Origin of the sequence: Pseudomonas sp. R1-7 (assembly GCF_051132105.1) — a bacterium.
In the GTDB taxonomy this organism is placed as follows: Bacteria; Pseudomonadota; Gammaproteobacteria; order Pseudomonadales; family Pseudomonadaceae; genus Aquipseudomonas.
The window spans coordinates 891,344-907,924 of the sequence record NZ_CP071661.1 but is presented as its reverse complement, the minus strand read 5'-3'; the positions used below and the strand labels follow the sequence as shown (position 1 = coordinate 907,924).

Genomic DNA, 16,581 nt, shown 5'->3' with positions numbered 1-16,581 from the left:
GGAGACACGCCTGATGAGCGAGCTTTTTTACAACGCCGTGCCGAACGCGACCCGTGTCGCCCCGCCATTACCCGAACCGCGACAATATCCGAGCGAGAAACCAAGCCGGGTGTATCTGTTCGGAACCTGCGTGGTCGACCTGTTCTACCCCGAAGCGGGTATGGATGCGATTCGTCTGCTAGAGCGCGAAGGGATCCAAGTGGAGTACCCACAAGGACAAACGTGCTGCGGGCAACCGGCATATACCTCGGGCTACACCGAACAGGCGCGGACGGTAGCGCGGGCGCAGTTGGCATTGTTTGCCGGGGATTACCCGGTGGTCGTGCCGTCGGGCTCCTGTGCCGGCATGCTGCGCGAGCATTATGCCGACCTGTTCAAGGACGAGCCGCAGACGCTCAAACAGGTCCAAGCCCTGGCCGCCAGGACCTACGAGTTGGCCGAGTTCCTACTGTTTGTCTGCAAGGTGCAATTGAACGACAGTGGCACGCCGGTGAAGGTCGCGCTGCATACGTCTTGCTCGGCACGACGGGAAATGAATACCCACCTGCATGGCCGTGCATTGTTGGCACAGCTGCGCAACGTGGAGCGGGTCGAACACAGCCATGAGAGTGAATGCTGTGGTTTTGGTGGGACGTTTAGCGTACGCATGCCGGATATTTCCGGCGCGATGGTGGCCGACAAGACCCGAGCGTTGAAGGAATCCGGCGCGCATCAGGTTGTCAGCGCCGACTGCGGTTGCTTGATGAACATCAACGGCGCATTGGAAAAGCAGCGGGAAGCGTTACGCGGCCAGCATCTGGCGAGTTTCCTCTGGCAGCGAACCGGAGGTGCCGCATGAGCACACCGACGCTGATTCCGACCGTTGAAGTGCAGGAAGATTTTCGCGCCCGCGCCCACAAGGCACTGGACGACACGCAACTGCGAAATAACTTTCGCACTGCGATGGATTCACTGATGACAAAACGGGCAACGTCTTTCAGCGATGCCCACGAAAGAGAACATCTGCGAGTGCTCGGCAACGCTGTCCGTGCCCGCGCGTTATCCAAGCTGCCCGACCTGCTCGAGCAACTTGAAACCAACCTGACCCGCAACGGTGTGAAAGTGCACTGGGCGGAAACGGTGGACGAAGCCAACGGCATCGTCCTTTCGATCATCCGCGCTCACGAGGCGCGGCAAGTGATCAAGGGCAAATCGATGGTCAGCGAAGAGATGGAGATGAACCATTTCCTCGAGGCCCGGGACATTGAATGTCTCGAGTCCGACATGGGGGAATACATCGTCCAACTCGACCACGAGAAGCCTTCACACATCATTATGCCGGCGATCCACAAGAATGCCGGTCAGGTCGCGTCCTTGTTCCACGACAAACTTGGCGTGGAGTACACCAAGGACGTTGACCAACTCATTCAGATCGGTCGCAAGGTCTTGCGGCAGAAATTCTTCGAAGCCGACATAGGCGTTTCGGGCGTCAACTTTGCCGTAGCCGAAACCGGCACCTTGCTGCTGGTGGAAAACGAAGGCAACGGGCGGATGTCCACCACCGTGCCACCGGTGCACATTGCCGTCACCGGTATCGAAAAAGTCGTGGAGAATCTACGGGACGTCGTTCCGCTGCTCTCGCTGCTGACCCGTTCGGCCCTCGGCCAACCCATCACCACTTACGTCAACATGATCTCCGGGCCGCGCAAGGCTGACGAATTGGACGGTCCCCAGGAAGTCCATCTGGTCCTGCTGGATAACGGCCGCAGCCAGGCATTTGCCGACAGCGAACTGCGTCAGACGCTGAACTGCATCCGCTGCGGCGCCTGTATGAATCATTGCCCGGTCTATACCCGAATTGGCGGCCATGCCTACGGTGAGGTTTACCCGGGGCCTATCGGAAAAATCATCACACCGCATATGGTCGGCCTGGCGAAAGTGCCAGATCACCCGAGCGCCTCTTCGCTGTGCGGCGCTTGCGGCGAGGTGTGTCCGGTGAAGATTCCGATCCCGGCACTGCTGCGGCGGCTGCGGGAGGAAAACGTCAAGGCGCCAGACAGCCCCAACCCGGTCATGCGCGGCCAGGGCAGTAAGTATTCGGCCAAGGAGCGGTTCATCTGGAATGCCTGGGCCCGGCTCAACAGCTCGCCACGGCTGTACCGATTGTTTGCTTTCCTTGCCACGCGCCTGCGCGCCCTGGCACCGCAAAATGTCGGCCCGTGGACGCAAAACCACAGCGCCCCGAAACCCGCCGCCCGCTCACTGCATGACCTCGCCCGCAACCACCTGAACCCGCAGGGAGACCGCTGATGAGCGCCAAGGAAAATATCCTCGCCAAGCTACGTAAAAGTCTCACAGGCACTACGCCGGTTGCCGACACCTATGACGTCGAACTGGTGACGCAGACTTACCGCTATCCGCCTGAAGAGCGCATCCCGCAGTTGCGAAAGCTGATGGAAGCGGTGCACACCGAGATCCACCTGACCTCCGGCGAAGCCTGGCCGGCATTGTTGGCGCAGCTACTGCGGGACCGTCAACTGCCGAGCCTGCTGATCGCCCCGACAACCGCACACGGGAAAAAAATCATACAGTTCTGGGCGAATAATCCTGACCTGCCGACCCTCAAGGCCTACGACCGGCCGGTGGAAGAATGGAAAGCCGAGCTGTTCAACGACACCCCTGCCAGCCTGACCGGCACCCTCGGCGCCATCGCCGCGACCGGTAGCCTGATTCTCTGGCCGACGCCGGAAGAACCGCGCCTGATGAGTCTCGTCCCACCGGTGCATTTCGCGCTGCTCAAGGCCAGCGAGATCCGCGACAACTTCTATGAAGTGCAACAGGAATTCAAATGGGCCCAAGGCATGCCGACCAATGCCTTGCTGGTGTCCGGCCCGTCGAAAACAGCCGACATCGAACAAGTCCTGGCCTACGGCGCCCATGGTCCGAAGGATCTGGTGGTTTTGATTCTGGAGGACCAATGACTCTTCCTGCCGCTTTCCTGCGGGACGTACACCAACTGATCCCGCAAAAACGACGCTTTGACGATCCGTTGTCCACCCTGGCCTTCGGCACCGACGCCAGCTTCTACCGGTTGATCCCACAACTGGTGGTGCGCGTGGAAACCGAAGAGGAAGTTATCGCGCTGCTGCAACTGGCCCAGCGCGATCAAGTGCCGGTTACGTTCCGCGCCGCCGGCACCAGCCTTTCCGGCCAGGCCATCAGCGACTCGGTACTGATTGTGCTGGGAGACAACTGGAACGGTCGCGAGATTCGTGGGCAAGGCACGCAAATTCGTTTGCAACCCGGCGTGATCGGCGCGCAGGCCAACGCCTGGCTCGCCCCCTTCGGGCGTAAGATCGGCCCGGATCCGGCCTCGATCAACGCCTGCAAGATAGGCGGTATCGTCGCCAACAACGCCAGCGGCATGTGCTGCGGTACGGCGCAGAACACCTATCACACCCTGGCCGGCATTCGTCTGGTCCTGGCTGACGGCACGCGCCTGGACACCGAAGACGCTGCCAGCGTGGCGGCATTTCGGGCGAGCCACGTTGAACTGCTGGAACGGCTGGCGACCCTCGGCCGCGAGACACGCGCCAATACCGAATTGGCCGCCCGAATCCGCCACAAATATCGCCTGAAAAATACCACTGGGTTGTCGCTCAACGCCTTGGTGGACTTCGACGAGCCTGTGGATATCTTGAGCCATTTGCTGGTGGGCTCCGAAGGCACCCTCGGCTTCATCAGCGCGGTGACCTATAACACCGTCATCGATCATCCGAACAAGGCCACGGCGCTGATCGTATTCCCAGACGTGGAAACCTGCTGCAACGCCGTCACCGTGCTGAAAAGCCAGCCGGTCTCCGCCGTCGAGCTGCTGGACCGCCGCAGCCTGCGCTCGGTACAGGACAAACCAGGCATGCCGGATTTCGTACAGCACTTGTCGAATAATGCCTGCGCCCTGCTGATTGAATCCCGCGCGGCTTCGTCATCGCTGCTGCAGGAACAGCTCGCCCGGATCATGACCTCGCTGGCCGTTTTCCCGGTGGAGAAACAGGTCGACTTCACCGAAGACCCACGGGAAAACGCCCGCCTCTGGGCTATCCGCAAGGACACCTTTCCCGCCGTGGGCGCGGTTCGCAAGACCGGAACCACGGTCATCATCGAAGACGTGACGTTCCCGGTCGAACAACTGGCTATCGGCGTGAATCGCCTGATCGCGCTCTTCGACAAGCATCACTACGACGAAGCGATCCTTTTCGGACATGCGCTGGAAGGCAATCTTCACTTCGTCTTCACACAAGGCTTCAACAGCGCCGAAGAAATCGCACGCTACCAAGCGTTCATGGATGACGTGGCGCAACTGGTGGCGGTGGAGTTTGGCGGCTCACTGAAAGCCGAACACGGCACCGGACGCAACATGGCGCCGTTCGTCGAGCTGGAATGGGGCAGTGATGCCTATCAACTGATGTGGCAACTCAAACGCCTGCTCGACCCCAACGGCATTCTCAACCCGGATGTGGTGCTCAGCGAGGACCCGCAGATACACCTCAAGCACCTCAAGCCCTTGCCGGCCGCCGATGAAATTGTCGATAAGTGCATCGAATGCGGTTTCTGCGAGCCGGTCTGCCCGTCCAAGGACCTGACCTTGAGCCCGCGCCAGCGCATCGTGATCTGGCGGGACATCCAAGCGAAAAAGCGCGCCGGCATCGACACTTCGGAATTGGAAACGGCGTATCAATACCAAGGGATCGACACCTGCGCCGCCACCGGGCTGTGCGCCCAACGCTGCCCTGTAGGCATCAATACCGGCGAGCTGGTGAAAAAACTGCGCGGACGTAACGCGACACGTAAGAAAACCGCCGACTGGCTTGCGAGTAATTTCGCTACTGCATTGCAAGGGGCGCGCTTTACGTTGCATGTGGCCAATGGTGCCCGGATGCTCTTGGGGGCGCCGCGGCTGGCACGTTTGTCGGAAGGTCTTACACGGCTGTCCAAAGGACAGGTTCCGCAGTGGACCAACGCCATGCCACAGGCCGAAAGGGCCATTCGGTTGAGCCCGGCGGTTTTGGATGAACGACCCAGGGTGGTTTATCTGGCGGCCTGTGTATCGCGGGTCATGGGCCCGGCGGCAGGGGACGCAGAACAGATGTCGCTGCATGACAAGACCCGAGGCCTGCTGGAAAAAGCCGGTTATCAGGTCGTGTTTCCAGACAACATGGACAGCCTTTGCTGCGGCCAGCCCTTCGCGTCCAAAGGTTACGCCGAACAAGCCGAGCACAAGCGCCAGGAACTGATCGGCGCCTTGGTGCAGGCCAGTCGCGGCGGGCTCGACCCGATCTACTGCGATACCAGCCCTTGCACGCTGCGCCTCGTCCAGGACTTGGGCGAAGCGCGCCTGGATCTCTACGACCCCGTGCGTTTCATTCGCACGCACCTGATGGATCGCCTCGACTTCACACCCCAGGAGGCGCCCATTGCGGTGCACGTCACGTGCAGCACGCAACACCTCGGCGAAAGCCAGGCGTTGATTGATCTGGCACGTAAATGCAGCAAGACCGTGGTCATCCCGGAAGGCATCCATTGCTGCGGTTTCGCCGGTGACAAAGGATTCACCACGCCAGAACTCAACGCTCATTCGCTGCGAACCCTCAAGGACGCGGTTCAATATTGCGCAGAAGGTGTTTCCACCAGCCGCACGTGTGAGATCGGCCTGACGCGTCATGGAGAAATCGACTACCACGGGCTGGTGTATCTGGTGGACCGCGTCACCCGTCCCAAACCCATCAGCGAGGGAGTCGCCATGGAGCTGTAAGATAAATCGAATTCCTGCGCTTCGCTGTAGTCAACTTGAATAGACCCGGCGCCGCTGGGTCCTCCCTTATGCTCGGCCCTGTCTGTGCCCCTACAGCCAGCACCGAGACCAGACGTTAAAGGAGATACACATGAAGCGCACCGCACTTGCTGGCTTGTTCATTTCCGCTGCGATGTTGGCCTCTCCGGTGTTTGCAGGAAGCCAAGATGACCTTTGCAAAATCAATTTACAAAAGATCAGCGACGCCAAAGTCAGCACCGAGCAAATGAGTGAAGGTCTGAAGACCGACATCGATGCCACGGTCGGACAAGCCAAGGCTGAACACGCCAAAGGCACCAAAGAAGGCACCGAAAATTGCATCTCCCTGACTAACCAGGCCATCCAGAAGCTGCAGAACAACGCGAAAGGCGATCAGTAGCATTGCCTGAGGCCAACCTTCGGGTTGGCCTCAGACGCGGATTGGCGTACACTGCGCATGCCTGCCGCTCCTCAAGATTTACCGAGCGCCAGGTTCGGGGCCGTTTAGGATTCGACGCCGGTTGCGAAACTTTAGGTGCATGCCGAGTTGGTAACAGAACTCGTAAATCCACTGTTGCAACTTCCTATAGTTGCCAATGACGAAACCTACGGGGAATACGCTCTCGCTGCGTAAGCAGCCTTAGCCCTTCCCTTCTGGTACCTTCGGGTCCAGCAATCACCAGGGGATGTCCGTAAACCCAAAGTGATTGTCATATAGAACGGAATCGCCGTGCAGTACGTTGTGGACGAAGCGGCTAAAACTTACACAACTCGCCCAAAGCACCCTGCCCGTCGGGTCGCTGAGGGTTAACTTAATAGACACGGCTACGCATGTAGTACCGACAGCGGAGTACTGGCGGACGGGGGTTCAAATCCCCCCGGCTCCACCACTTCATCATCTAAAGACGTCCATGGACGTCTTTTTTTGTGCCTAAAATCCAGTAAATACAGGGCTTTAGCGGCTATTGGGGTCTCAGTAGCTTTTGGGAGTTCCAGAATTTCTGGTATTCCAAACGGTATTCCAGCCCATCAGGTGCTAATCTTTGGAATACCAAATCAGTGTTTGAGGGAAATCTCATGCCTGCTCAAACCCTCCGCCTTTCCGATCGACAGCTTAAGGGAGTCAAACCCGCGTCCAAGGATTACGTCCTCACCGACGGGGACGGTTTGCAACTCCGTGTACGCAGCAACGGCTCTCTGCTGTGGAATTTCAATTACCGTGAACCGGTGACGAAGAACCGAATTAACATGGGCTTGGGTACCTACCCAGAGCTTTCGCTGGCGAACGCCCGAAAGATGGCAGTGCAAGCCCGCGAGCTGCTCGCCCAAGGCATCGATCCGAAAGTGCAACGCGATACGCTAAAAGAGGCAAAGCGCGCAGATACGGAACATACCTTCGAGAACGTAGCCACTGCCTGGTTCGAGCTTAAGAAGGACTCGGTCACGCCGGCCTATGCCGAGGACATTTGGCGGTCGCTCACGCTGCATGTGTTCCCCGACTTGAAGACGACGCCACTCGTGAAAATCACCGCGCCGATGGTGATCGAGCTGCTTCGTCCAATCGAAGCGAAAGGCAGCCTAGAGACGGTCAAACGCCTTAGTCAGCGGCTTAACGAGATCATGACCTACGGCGTGAACTCCGGCCTGATTTTCGCCAACCCGCTCAGTGGCATACGGGCGGTTTTTAAGAAACCCAGGAAAGAAAACATGGCCGCGCTCCCGCCCGAAGAGCTACCCGAGCTCATGCTGGAAATCGCAAACGCCAGTATCAAACGCACGACCCGCTGCCTGATCGAATGGCAGTTGCATACCATGACTCGCCCTGCAGAGGCGGCGACCACTAGCTGGGCAGACATCGATTTTGAAAGGCGTGTCTGGACCATCCCTCCGGAGCGGATGAAAAAGCGCCGCCCACACAGCATCCCGCTGAGCGATCAAGCCATGGCATTGCTGGAAATACTCAAGTCCCATAGCGGTCATCGAGAGTATGTCTTCCCGGCAGACCGAAACCCACGTACTCACGCCAATAGCCAGACCGCCAACATGGCGTTGAAGCGCATGGGCTTTCAGGACCGCTTGGTCAGCCATGGCATGCGCTCTATGGCCAGCACCATCCTGAACGAGCATGGGTGGGATCCGGAACTGATCGAAATCGCGCTGGCGCATGTCGATAAAGACGAGGTTCGAAGCGCCTACAACCGGGCTGATTACATCGAACGCCGGCGTCCGATGATGGCTTGGTGGAGTGAACATATCCAGAAGGCGGCAACCGGCAGCCTGTCGGCAGCCGCGATCAATCACACCAGAGACCTCAACGTCGTACCGATACGCTGAGCATCCTGGGGCTGGTGGCACCGGAGAAAAACCGTGTAACCGTGTAACCGTGTAACCGTGTAACCGTGTAACCGTGTAACCGTGTAACCGTGTGGTGCAGCATGGCGGAAGACTTCACGACTATCGCAAAATCTCCCGCACGCCTGCGCTTCTTAGTCAAAGCCCCTGAGTATGGGAAGGCTCCGCATTCCCATACTCAGGGACTCACGCTCTATCGTCCAAACGTTCTGAATACTAACCCTGGCTTTAGATACACCGGCCCAGTCAGATGATATCGACAGCGTGGATAGCTAGGATTACTTGTCGCACTGACGATAATTAGCAGCCAACCCTAAGAGCTCGGTAGCTAATAATATTAATTGGCCAATGACCCTGATAGCCCATGAGCGCCGCACGCTCTCTTCGAACCGCACGTCACCAGAAATAGCCGGAATCCCTCCCCTTTACCAACGTCGCGTATCAATCGTCTTCTTACACTCCCAACTTCAACCAAAACTGAAAAACACTTGGCGGTGTCCCCACAAATGCCTGACAAAGGCATGACTGCCCGCTCGACTCCTGACGAATGCCCTGTAAACGCCTGACGAATACATGTAAGCCAGAAAAAGCAGCAACCCAATAAAAAATACAGGCACGCCATGGATGTATACACATCCGGTGCCAAAAGGGTGATCCCTTTGAAACCCCAGGCTCTACGAGCCAAATGTAAGGCTGACACCGCGAACACAGGCATTTACTGCCCGCGCCCATAATCCAAGCAGTCTTTCGAACCAGGCCTGCTTTCGGTTCTATCAGGTTCATTGCGCACTGAGTGAACAAAGGTAGCAAGACAACCTAAACTGCAATACTTCCGGTCATTTACGCTTACTTTCGGTACTATCCGGAACATCTCAGGATTGTTGAAGGTCAGGAAATGGATTTCACCCCCATCATCACGCAGGTCCTGGACACCTTGGGGTTCTTTATCCCTCTGATCCCGCTGATCGGCCTACCCAAGTCACCTTGGGCCAAAGGCCATATTGGCGTACTCCTGATGCATCTGCTATCCCATTGGCGGCAGGACAAGCGTACCTACCGCCACCTGCACAATGTCACGCTAAACAAACCGGACGGCACCACACAGATCGGCCACGTATTCCTCTCGTCCAATGGCACCTTCAGGCTGGAAACAAACTACATAAGCTGCTGGATCTTCGGCCGCGAGATGCAGCCCGAGTGGACGCATAAGCTCTACAAGCACACATTCAAGTCAGGAACCCACTCCTACAGATCTACAAGCACCTCAAGGCGCTGGAGACCACCCTTGGCCATAATCCGGCCCGCCTGCACTCGATCATCACCTTAGTCGGCGGCAGTACCTTAAAAAACCGAGGTGCCGGCCAATGCCATCAAGCGCGGCGGCTTTGCACAGAAAATAAATTTATCTGCTTTTCCCGCAAATTTTTCATGGCTACCAAGCTCCCAGGCAAGCTTTATAAGGAAATGGATATGTTACGCGCTGAGGTTTCTGAAGCAATTTCAAAAGTCAAACCAAGTAAGGAAACTATCATCGTCATCGGTACAGGCTTAAGCCTTGCCTTGACGAAAAACTTGTATCCGCAATTGTCCTGGCTTGGTCTCATCAGGCATGGTTATAGCTACGCGACGGAAAATGGGCTAATGGATAACGCCGCCCAAAAGAAGTGGCTTACAATGTTAGATGGAGTTTGCAGCGTAGACGAAACCCTCTCAGTTGCTGGATTCTTATCAAAAAAATTGTCAGGGCCTGGGCATGTCAACTACACTCGCTGGTTCCACAATGCTTTCCATGACGTACTAATCAAAGATGAAAAGCTTAAAAACATAATAAAAAATATATCTGACTCTGGTGTGCGGTTCTGCACGCTCAATTACGATTCTCTTTTAGAACAGGCCACTGGCCTACCATCGATCTCCATTTCAGATACTGATAACGTAGTGGCGTGGATAAAAGGCGAAAAAAAAGCAATTTTACATCTGCACGGATACTGGGAAAAAGCCGAATCCTGCGTGTTGAGTGATGCCGACTACGAGAAGATTTTAGGTAGTAAGCCAAGAGACTTCTTTCAGCAAAATCTTATGGTCCTTCAAACCTTGCTTTTTGTAGGCTGCGGCGGGACATTCGATGACCCAAACTTTCAGAATATTTTAAATTGGCTTAATACCGAGTTTAAGTCAGGACGAGTACCTAACTTTGCTCTCGTATCCAGTGGTGAAATTGCTGAACGAAAGAAGGAATGGTATGGACTCGTTCAGGCGCTAGAATATGGTGAAGACCGAGCATACCTTCCAAGTTTTCTAGAAGAACTATTTGGTGAAGTCACAGCAACATCAGCGTCTATAGACTCTGATGTGCTGGGCAAGCCACCCATGCGCTTAATGGAGCAAGGGGTAAAACGTGTAAATCTCGACGCCATACGGATTGCACTCGCACCGGCACCACAAGCTAATGGTATAAGACATGCCCAGTTTTACCAAGCAAGCCAAATTATTGAAAGTCATCGCCCGTTGTGGATAGCTGCTGATTGGGGTATGCGGGAAGACGAATTTATTTGGTCGCTAGTTTCACAAGAATCGGAAAACATCAGCAATATATACGAGATAAACGTCAGCAATTACACAAATATAGAAGCGTTTGGCAGACAAGTAGAAGATATATTTGGGGAATCATTCGAATCATTTTGCAACGCATTATCCATAGCTGGCGCGTCATACCTTATACTCAAAGATATCCCCTTTGACGCGACACAGAATAAGGAAGGTCTGTATTTAGATCTTCAAAGACTGTCTGAAATATTAACATCATTTTGTCAGGACCTAAGAGTATTGCTGGTGAGTCGCCAGTCACCACCAATAAAAACCGAGGCCGTGGAGCTTTTGGCTTTGGGTGCAGCTGACACGAGAACATATATTGAAGGCCATCCTTTATATCAAGGAGGGTTAGGCCGAGAGGACCTTCATCAACTTTTTGAATACTCCAATGGAGTTCCAGATATTATTGCACTGGCGCTTGAAAAGCTCGCAGTGGCATCTTTAGATGAAATAATTGCCGAACGAGGAGCTTCCCATATTAATTTGACCGGCAGATTTGGCGTATCTATAACCTCCCTAGCCAATTCAAAAGACATTCAAAAAGAATATGCATACTCACTATTAAAACATCTGTCGGCCTTCCCGTATGGAGAGTATCTCGATAACATCAAGCGCGTGAACAGGACTAAGAAATTCACAATTGATCATGTTGTTATCTTGCAAAAGGAAGGATTTATTTATATAGAGGAGCAGGATAGATTTGGCCAAACTGGAAGTCGAGCGTCGAAGAAACGCCTAGTTGTTACTCGCGCAGTTCGGCAATGGATTCAGCAGGAGGTAAAAGGCAGGGAATTAGCTAAAATCAAAAGCTTGGCCCACAAGCTTTACTTTGGTGAAAACTGGGAAACCAATGATCCAAAATTTCACGCCGCCTTTAAAGCCAATGATATTGGCGAGCAATCTTCAGAAATTAATAATGCAAAATCGTTTATTGTAGAGCTGTTTGCCCAAACTGCCGGTGACGACAGAAAGCGGTCTGTTGTAATGGGCTTGGCGTCGCAGTTTTGCGCGATGATAACAAAGAAATCCTACTATAAAGCAGTTCAAGATCTATTTGGATCATTGAGGCCTTGGTTTCATCCAAACACGCAGAGCAGTGAGTATTGGCACCTTAGTTTTCTATATGGAAAGGCATTGAGAATGTCCGATGCGGAGGGGGCTTCAGATGAGGCGTTAGACATCTTACTTGAGTGTTTGGAGCACCTGACAGATTCGAAAACTTGCGCATCAATAAATCTATCGATTGCTTTGATTTACTCGAAGAGAAAAGATCATGGCCAAGCGATAGCTCATGCTGAAAAGGTTCAAAAACTTAATCGTAAAGGCGACTCTGTGCAGGCTGCACATGTGCTTCTTATAAACAAGCAAGCGCCGGGATTAGCTCAGGAGCTACTTAAGCTTGAGAATAAGGCTAAGAAAGCAAAAGCGAGCGCCCCATATACAAATATAGCGTTAGATAGAGTTCAACCTTTAGCCAACGACACCCACAAGATTGAAGAGCTGGAGCGGATTGTTGAGCACTGCAACATTAATCAGGCAGTTTACAGCCGCGCTAGAGCGTTGATTGAGTTGGCCGACACCTTGCTTAAGGTGAATAAGCGTCTAGAGCCGAAAATGATTTCAGAGCTAATCGGGATCTACCATCATCTACATAATGACAACCTGACAAATTTGCATGATAAGTGCCATCGCCTTCTATGGACTGTTTTTGGCCAGAACAATGATATATTGAATTTGCTTCAGTTGTTCAAGTACAGCTCACTATTCTGGCGACTCCGAGACAATCCAGCCACTGAACTCGCTGCAATACAAAGTCTTCGAAAGCTTGAGCATTCTAGTTCGCTCGCTGGCTCTGAGCGAGATCCTGCGCTGTCTTATTATCACGGGCGTGCAAGAACACTACTAATTTAAATATAAGCACTGAGCCTGCTTTTATTCGCTAAGATTACTGCAATAGGCACTTCTTTTTACGAAGTGCCTTGTGGATTAACTGTCTCGATTGCAGTCTATTGCCAGATTTCAGATTCCCATACCAACCTAAGAACGAGGCATCACGACACGAGTGCTTTCAGCCACTTTTTGCTAAGGCTCTCCCATTTCTCATAATCGAGATTTCCGGAGGGCTTCGACACTTGGCGCGCCAAATTCGACGGCATCACCGTGCCGGACACCAATCGGCTGCAATGTCTCGATCTGGAAAACAGCCGATTGAAGAATGCTATTGGCCGCGAGGGAAAAGGGACCGCTGATTTTCCTAACGCGCCCCAGATCGATGGTACTCAGTCAACAGCGTGATGTGGATATGACCTTGATGTCTGCTATGCGGAGAGCAGTACACTGGGGGTACAGAGACCTGTTTCTATCTATTTCACCAAATTTCGCTTAACACCAGTAACCACGTTACTTTTAGCTCACTGTACCTACGCTAGACTTCGGATGGTTTAACCGGGCTTGCAGTGTTTCCATGCAACGCGCGATTAAATGATCTATCAGCCAACCACGACTTGCGATTTTCTGCGGCGGATCAACCCTGCTGTTAACTCAAAGTAGTACACGGTCGCGCGGGCAGAGCAGCGCTGAGAGTGTTTCAAAAACCATTTCACGTGCTTTTCCTTCCAGGACCAGGGAGTCGCGCAACCCCAGCGCTCTTGAATCGCCTCTTGCATCCTTTCTGCCTGCCTGATATGCCGCTGCCGTGTGGCATGCGCGCCTTTGAGCACTGGACTCAGAAACAACGCCATGTCGAACTCGGTCTTCATCGCCGCCCCCCGATGTAGGCACGCACCACATCGATGCGGTTATGTCCCAACTCGTGACTGATCTGCTGACGAGCACTCTGATCACGTGTTCGATCGTCTCGATGGCCACGACCGCCATTGACGGGTGCAGAGAAGCCCGTCAGTTGCTCATATCGCTCACAGGCGTACGCCGCCCGCAGTTCATGAAAGCCTTTCAATCCCTGCTCATGCAGAATATCCCGCGCAGGTCGCACCACTGCCTGTATGAAGTCTTTGTAGCTCTCATCAGGTGCTAACAGGTTCCGACTGCCCTTGGGTGAGGACTCACTCGCCCTGTCGAGGGCATCGAGAACTTGATCCGTGACTGCGATCCAACGTGGTGCCGATGCGCCCGACCGACCGCCTTTGGTACCGTCCTGGATGTTGATCTTGCCCAGCTGCCGAGCCTCACGTTGCAGTCGGAGCAGATCCGCCAGGATCGCTTCACGCAGGCGCATGCCGGTCTCTCGGGCCAGGTGCACAATTGCGCTTACTCTTTGCTGGCCTTGCTCTGACAGCGCCTGTGCGATCTGCTCGACCTGCACACGGTCTTGGCCTTGCGGTGATTCAATACGCACGCCTGAGCGCTGCAAGCCCAGCGCCTGGCTCGGACTGGGAATTTTGACGTACTGATCACCGCGCAGCGCGGCCAACGTGCGGTTGACGCTGGACAAACGGTTCTGCGCGGTGGCGATGCCGACGTTGCCCTGATCAACCTGCTCTCGTATGTGGGTGGCGTAGCGCATGAGGATGTCGCGATTGATCTGTCGGGCATCATTGATCTTCGGCCCTTCCTCTGATCGACACCAACGTACGAATGCCTGCCAGCGATCGCTATGGGCTTTGACGGTACCGAAATGGCCATCGCCAAACAGATCTTTCAGCGCTTGCGGTCCAGCATAGCTAAGCTGGCGACCGAAGCCGAAATTGCGCCCAGCTCGCTTACCGACCCGAGCCATTTTTCTGCTCCTGATCGACTGTAGCGAGCTCGTGCAAAAGGGCTCGCCAGTGCGCACTCACAATGGCGAACTGGGCCCAATCAGTTGGGCGGAAACACAGCCTGTTGTCGATGACATAGAGAACCGCGCCCTCCTCTTTCAAATATCGAATGATGGCTGTCGTCGTGGCGCTGGTTTTGTTGAGGGTGGCGACAGCGGCGACAGCGGCGACAACCCTTGTCCGGTCTGGTTTTGAGCATGGCGACAAAGTGGCGACAGTCGCGGCGACAAATCGCGCTTTGGGCTCTTTTTGGCGCTGAGCCAGATGATTGCGCAGTGCTTCATCAAGATTGAACATGGCGCACCTCGAAGGTCTGGCCATCAGTGATCAGCCACTGATGATCAATCAACTCGACTAAGAGCTTGGTGGCATGACGGCTGCTCTTACGGGCAAAGCGGGGGCCGTTGCGATTCAGCTCTCGAACACTAAAACGCTTCCACTTCTTGACCTGTAGCCAGCGCAGCAACCGATCAGCCTCTTCCTTTACCCGGCACACCGGCTCCTGTTCGGTCAGGCGCTGAATCTCGGTGAGGTAGTAGCCGACCAAGGTCGAGGCCCGTTGAATATGATCGACCTCCACGACACTGCTCTCCTCCACCACGGCCAAAATACCGGCGACGCGCAAGAGGTTGTCGGCTGCCTTTGATCCACTGGGCCGCACATTGGCCAGTTCCCCAAACTCACCCAACTGGGCCTCGATGGCGTCATGTAGATCAATCCAGCGACGGCGAGCCAACGCACTGATGGTCAGCGTTGAAAGCAATAGAGCGCCGTCAGGGGACAGCGACCACGGCTGATGAAACAGGGCCGAAATTCGGTGGTGATAGCGCTTCAGCGCAGCATCTTGGGACAAGTCGACAGATTGATAGCTCCGTTGTCCGGCCAGGCTGGCGGGCCAGGTCATCAGGCAGCGACCGAGGATGCCTTGTCCCTGCAGCAATGGGTCACTGAGCAACTGCGTCGCCAAGTACGGTTGCAGCATCAAGTGCAGACTCAAACGCCGGTCATAAGCCCGTAGGCTTTCACCGGCCATGGAGCGCGCTCGATCAAGCGCGCTCCCGTCCCAGAGTGACGACAAGGTTGTGACTGCTTTCAAACGGTTGTCCCGGTTCATGGTGCTGCTGCCGAGGAACTGCCCCCCTTCGTCACAGAACAGGCCCATGCTCGGTAAGTCATGACAGAGCCCCTTGATCAGCGCCTCGATAGTCGGGTCCGTGGTGATCAACCTAGGGGCCGAGGGCTCCTCTTCTACGAGAGCGCGGTTTGCGGAGTCAGGATCGTTAGGATTACTACGCTGAGCCTGTTTTTGTACGGCACGGTATCGAGCAAGTTGTTCACGATAGCTTTGCCACTGTTCACGCTCCCATTGCCGTGCGGGCAGCAAGGCACATCGATCTGCTGCCGTTTTACGATCCCCTGACGCAGCCACGGTAATCAGGTACAGCGACAGAGGGTAATTTCTCCCGTCGAGCTGTAAACCCGCATGGCCTTGTGTGGCCAGCGCCGAGGCAGCCAACACCGATTGCGCGGCCAGCGCCTGAGGCACGCCGATGACCTCGGCCATACGCTCAACCGCAGGCCCAAGAATCCCACCCAGTGCCTGCACCGGATAAGGCTGGGCCACGGGATTCGACTCAATCAGCGGTCGAGGGGGTTGCGGTAATTCAAGCTTCGGATCTAACTGCTGCATGGGCCCTCTCCTCGTTCATTGCTGGTTGTCCTCACGTAGTCCCGCCACGGCTGTTGAGTGTTATCAGGGATCAAGGCCCCTGCGGCCTGTGAGGTGTTCACTGACGCGGAACGAACGGCTCCTTACGACCGGGAGCAGGGGCATGACCCCATGAATCTGGCCTCCTTAGACGCATCCGAAAATGCGGGCGGATGGAGGCTGTGCCGACTGACGAGTTCGGCACCTAGAGATCCTGAGCGGGAGAAGGCAACAACATCGAAACCTGGGGCATGCCTGACTGCCATTCAGGTGCAGCCTTTCAATAGGCTGCGGCACCGGTGCCTGTGTCGTTGCGGATGGCGACGAATCGGATTTGTCAGGCC

At 55.0% G+C, this 16,581-nt stretch carries 11 protein-coding genes, 1 other RNA gene and 1 pseudogene; 9 read left to right on the top strand and 4 right to left on the bottom strand.

The features are described 5' to 3' along the window. The first annotated feature begins 13 nt into the window (after nt 1–13). The 9 genes and pseudogenes from J3P79_RS03970 (at nt 14) to J3P79_RS03930 (ending at nt 12,664) form a co-directional block, all read left to right on the top strand. Nucleotides 14–838: a (Fe-S)-binding protein gene (locus J3P79_RS03970; protein ID WP_434608336.1), complete on the top strand. Its 825-nt coding sequence runs from the start codon at nt 14–16 to the stop codon at nt 836–838. Then, a complete protein-coding gene (locus J3P79_RS03965; protein WP_434608334.1) occupies nt 835–2,289 on the top strand; it encodes a LutB/LldF family L-lactate oxidation iron-sulfur protein in 1,455 nt (484 codons plus the stop codon). Before J3P79_RS03970 ends, J3P79_RS03965 begins: the two co-directional genes overlap by 4 nt. Further along, nucleotides 2,289–2,960, top strand: a complete 672-nt coding sequence (locus J3P79_RS03960; protein ID WP_434608332.1) for a LutC/YkgG family protein — start codon at nt 2,289–2,291, stop codon at nt 2,958–2,960. Before J3P79_RS03965 ends, J3P79_RS03960 begins: the two co-directional genes overlap by 1 nt. Beyond that, nucleotides 2,957–5,791, top strand: coding sequence for an FAD-binding and (Fe-S)-binding domain-containing protein (locus J3P79_RS03955; protein ID WP_434608330.1), 2,835 nt, complete (start codon nt 2,957–2,959; stop codon nt 5,789–5,791). Before J3P79_RS03960 ends, J3P79_RS03955 begins: the two co-directional genes overlap by 4 nt. 130 nt (nt 5,792–5,921) lie before the next feature. Beyond that, nucleotides 5,922–6,209: a hypothetical protein gene (locus J3P79_RS03950; protein ID WP_039592339.1), complete on the top strand. Its 288-nt coding sequence runs from the start codon at nt 5,922–5,924 to the stop codon at nt 6,207–6,209. 96 nt (nt 6,210–6,305) lie between these two features. Next, nucleotides 6,306–6,699: a transfer-messenger RNA gene (gene ssrA, locus J3P79_RS03945) on the top strand. A gap of 187 nt (nt 6,700–6,886) precedes the next feature. After that, on the top strand, nt 6,887–8,143 hold the full coding sequence (locus tag J3P79_RS03940) for an integrase domain-containing protein (RefSeq protein ID WP_434608329.1): 1,257 nt from the start codon (nt 6,887–6,889) through the stop codon (nt 8,141–8,143). Between the two features lie 913 nt (nt 8,144–9,056). Next, nucleotides 9,057–9,560, top strand: a pseudogene (locus tag J3P79_RS03935) (nuclease-related domain-containing protein); the annotation flags it as partial. Between the two features lie 29 nt (nt 9,561–9,589). Then, nucleotides 9,590–12,664, top strand: coding sequence for an SIR2 family NAD-dependent protein deacylase (locus J3P79_RS03930; protein ID WP_434608327.1), 3,075 nt, complete (start codon nt 9,590–9,592; stop codon nt 12,662–12,664). A 578-nt stretch (nt 12,665–13,242) separates the two neighbouring features. Here J3P79_RS03930 and J3P79_RS03925 read toward each other — a convergent pair. The 4 genes from J3P79_RS03925 to J3P79_RS03910 are packed head-to-tail and all read right to left on the bottom strand — an operon-like array spanning nt 13,243 to nt 16,219. Then, on the bottom strand, nt 13,243–13,512 hold the full coding sequence (locus J3P79_RS03925; protein WP_434608325.1) for a hypothetical protein: 270 nt from the start codon (nt 13,510–13,512) through the stop codon (nt 13,243–13,245). Further along, nucleotides 13,509–14,489 carry an integrase domain-containing protein gene (locus J3P79_RS03920; protein WP_434608324.1) on the bottom strand — a complete coding sequence of 327 codons (981 nt, stop codon included), beginning with the start codon at nt 14,487–14,489 and terminating at the stop codon, nt 13,509–13,511. Before J3P79_RS03920 ends, J3P79_RS03925 begins: the two co-directional genes overlap by 4 nt. After that, the gene (locus tag J3P79_RS03915; protein WP_434608322.1) at nt 14,473–14,826 is read right to left on the bottom strand and encodes a hypothetical protein; all 354 of its coding nucleotides are present in this window, start codon (nt 14,824–14,826) and stop codon (nt 14,473–14,475) included. Before J3P79_RS03915 ends, J3P79_RS03920 begins: the two co-directional genes overlap by 17 nt. Then, nucleotides 14,813–16,219 carry a YfjI family protein gene (locus J3P79_RS03910; RefSeq protein WP_434608320.1) on the bottom strand — a complete coding sequence of 469 codons (1,407 nt, stop codon included), beginning with the start codon at nt 16,217–16,219 and terminating at the stop codon, nt 14,813–14,815. The genes J3P79_RS03915 and J3P79_RS03910 overlap by 14 nt, the downstream gene beginning before the upstream one ends. Nucleotides 16,220–16,581: the final 362 nt, after the last annotated feature.

What these genes read in the sequence shown, in the direction of transcription:
- J3P79_RS03970 (WP_434608336.1), top strand. Translation starts at nt 14, where the DNA reads ATGAGCGAGCTTTTTTACAACGCCGTGCCGAACGCGACCCGTGTCGCC.
- J3P79_RS03965 (WP_434608334.1), top strand. Translation starts at nt 835, where the DNA reads ATGAGCACACCGACGCTGATTCCGACCGTTGAAGTGCAGGAAGATTTT.
- J3P79_RS03960 (WP_434608332.1), top strand. Translation starts at nt 2,289, where the DNA reads ATGAGCGCCAAGGAAAATATCCTCGCCAAGCTACGTAAAAGTCTCACA.
- J3P79_RS03955 (WP_434608330.1), top strand. Translation starts at nt 2,957, where the DNA reads ATGACTCTTCCTGCCGCTTTCCTGCGGGACGTACACCAACTGATCCCG.
- J3P79_RS03950 (WP_039592339.1), top strand. Translation starts at nt 5,922, where the DNA reads ATGAAGCGCACCGCACTTGCTGGCTTGTTCATTTCCGCTGCGATGTTG.
- J3P79_RS03940 (WP_434608329.1), top strand. Translation starts at nt 6,887, where the DNA reads ATGCCTGCTCAAACCCTCCGCCTTTCCGATCGACAGCTTAAGGGAGTC.
- J3P79_RS03930 (WP_434608327.1), top strand. Translation starts at nt 9,590, where the DNA reads ATGGCTACCAAGCTCCCAGGCAAGCTTTATAAGGAAATGGATATGTTA.
- J3P79_RS03925 (WP_434608325.1), bottom strand. Translation starts at nt 13,512, where the DNA reads ATGAAGACCGAGTTCGACATGGCGTTGTTTCTGAGTCCAGTGCTCAAA.
- J3P79_RS03920 (WP_434608324.1), bottom strand. Translation starts at nt 14,489, where the DNA reads ATGGCTCGGGTCGGTAAGCGAGCTGGGCGCAATTTCGGCTTCGGTCGC.
- J3P79_RS03915 (WP_434608322.1), bottom strand. Translation starts at nt 14,826, where the DNA reads ATGTTCAATCTTGATGAAGCACTGCGCAATCATCTGGCTCAGCGCCAA.
- J3P79_RS03910 (WP_434608320.1), bottom strand. Translation starts at nt 16,219, where the DNA reads ATGCAGCAGTTAGATCCGAAGCTTGAATTACCGCAACCCCCTCGACCG.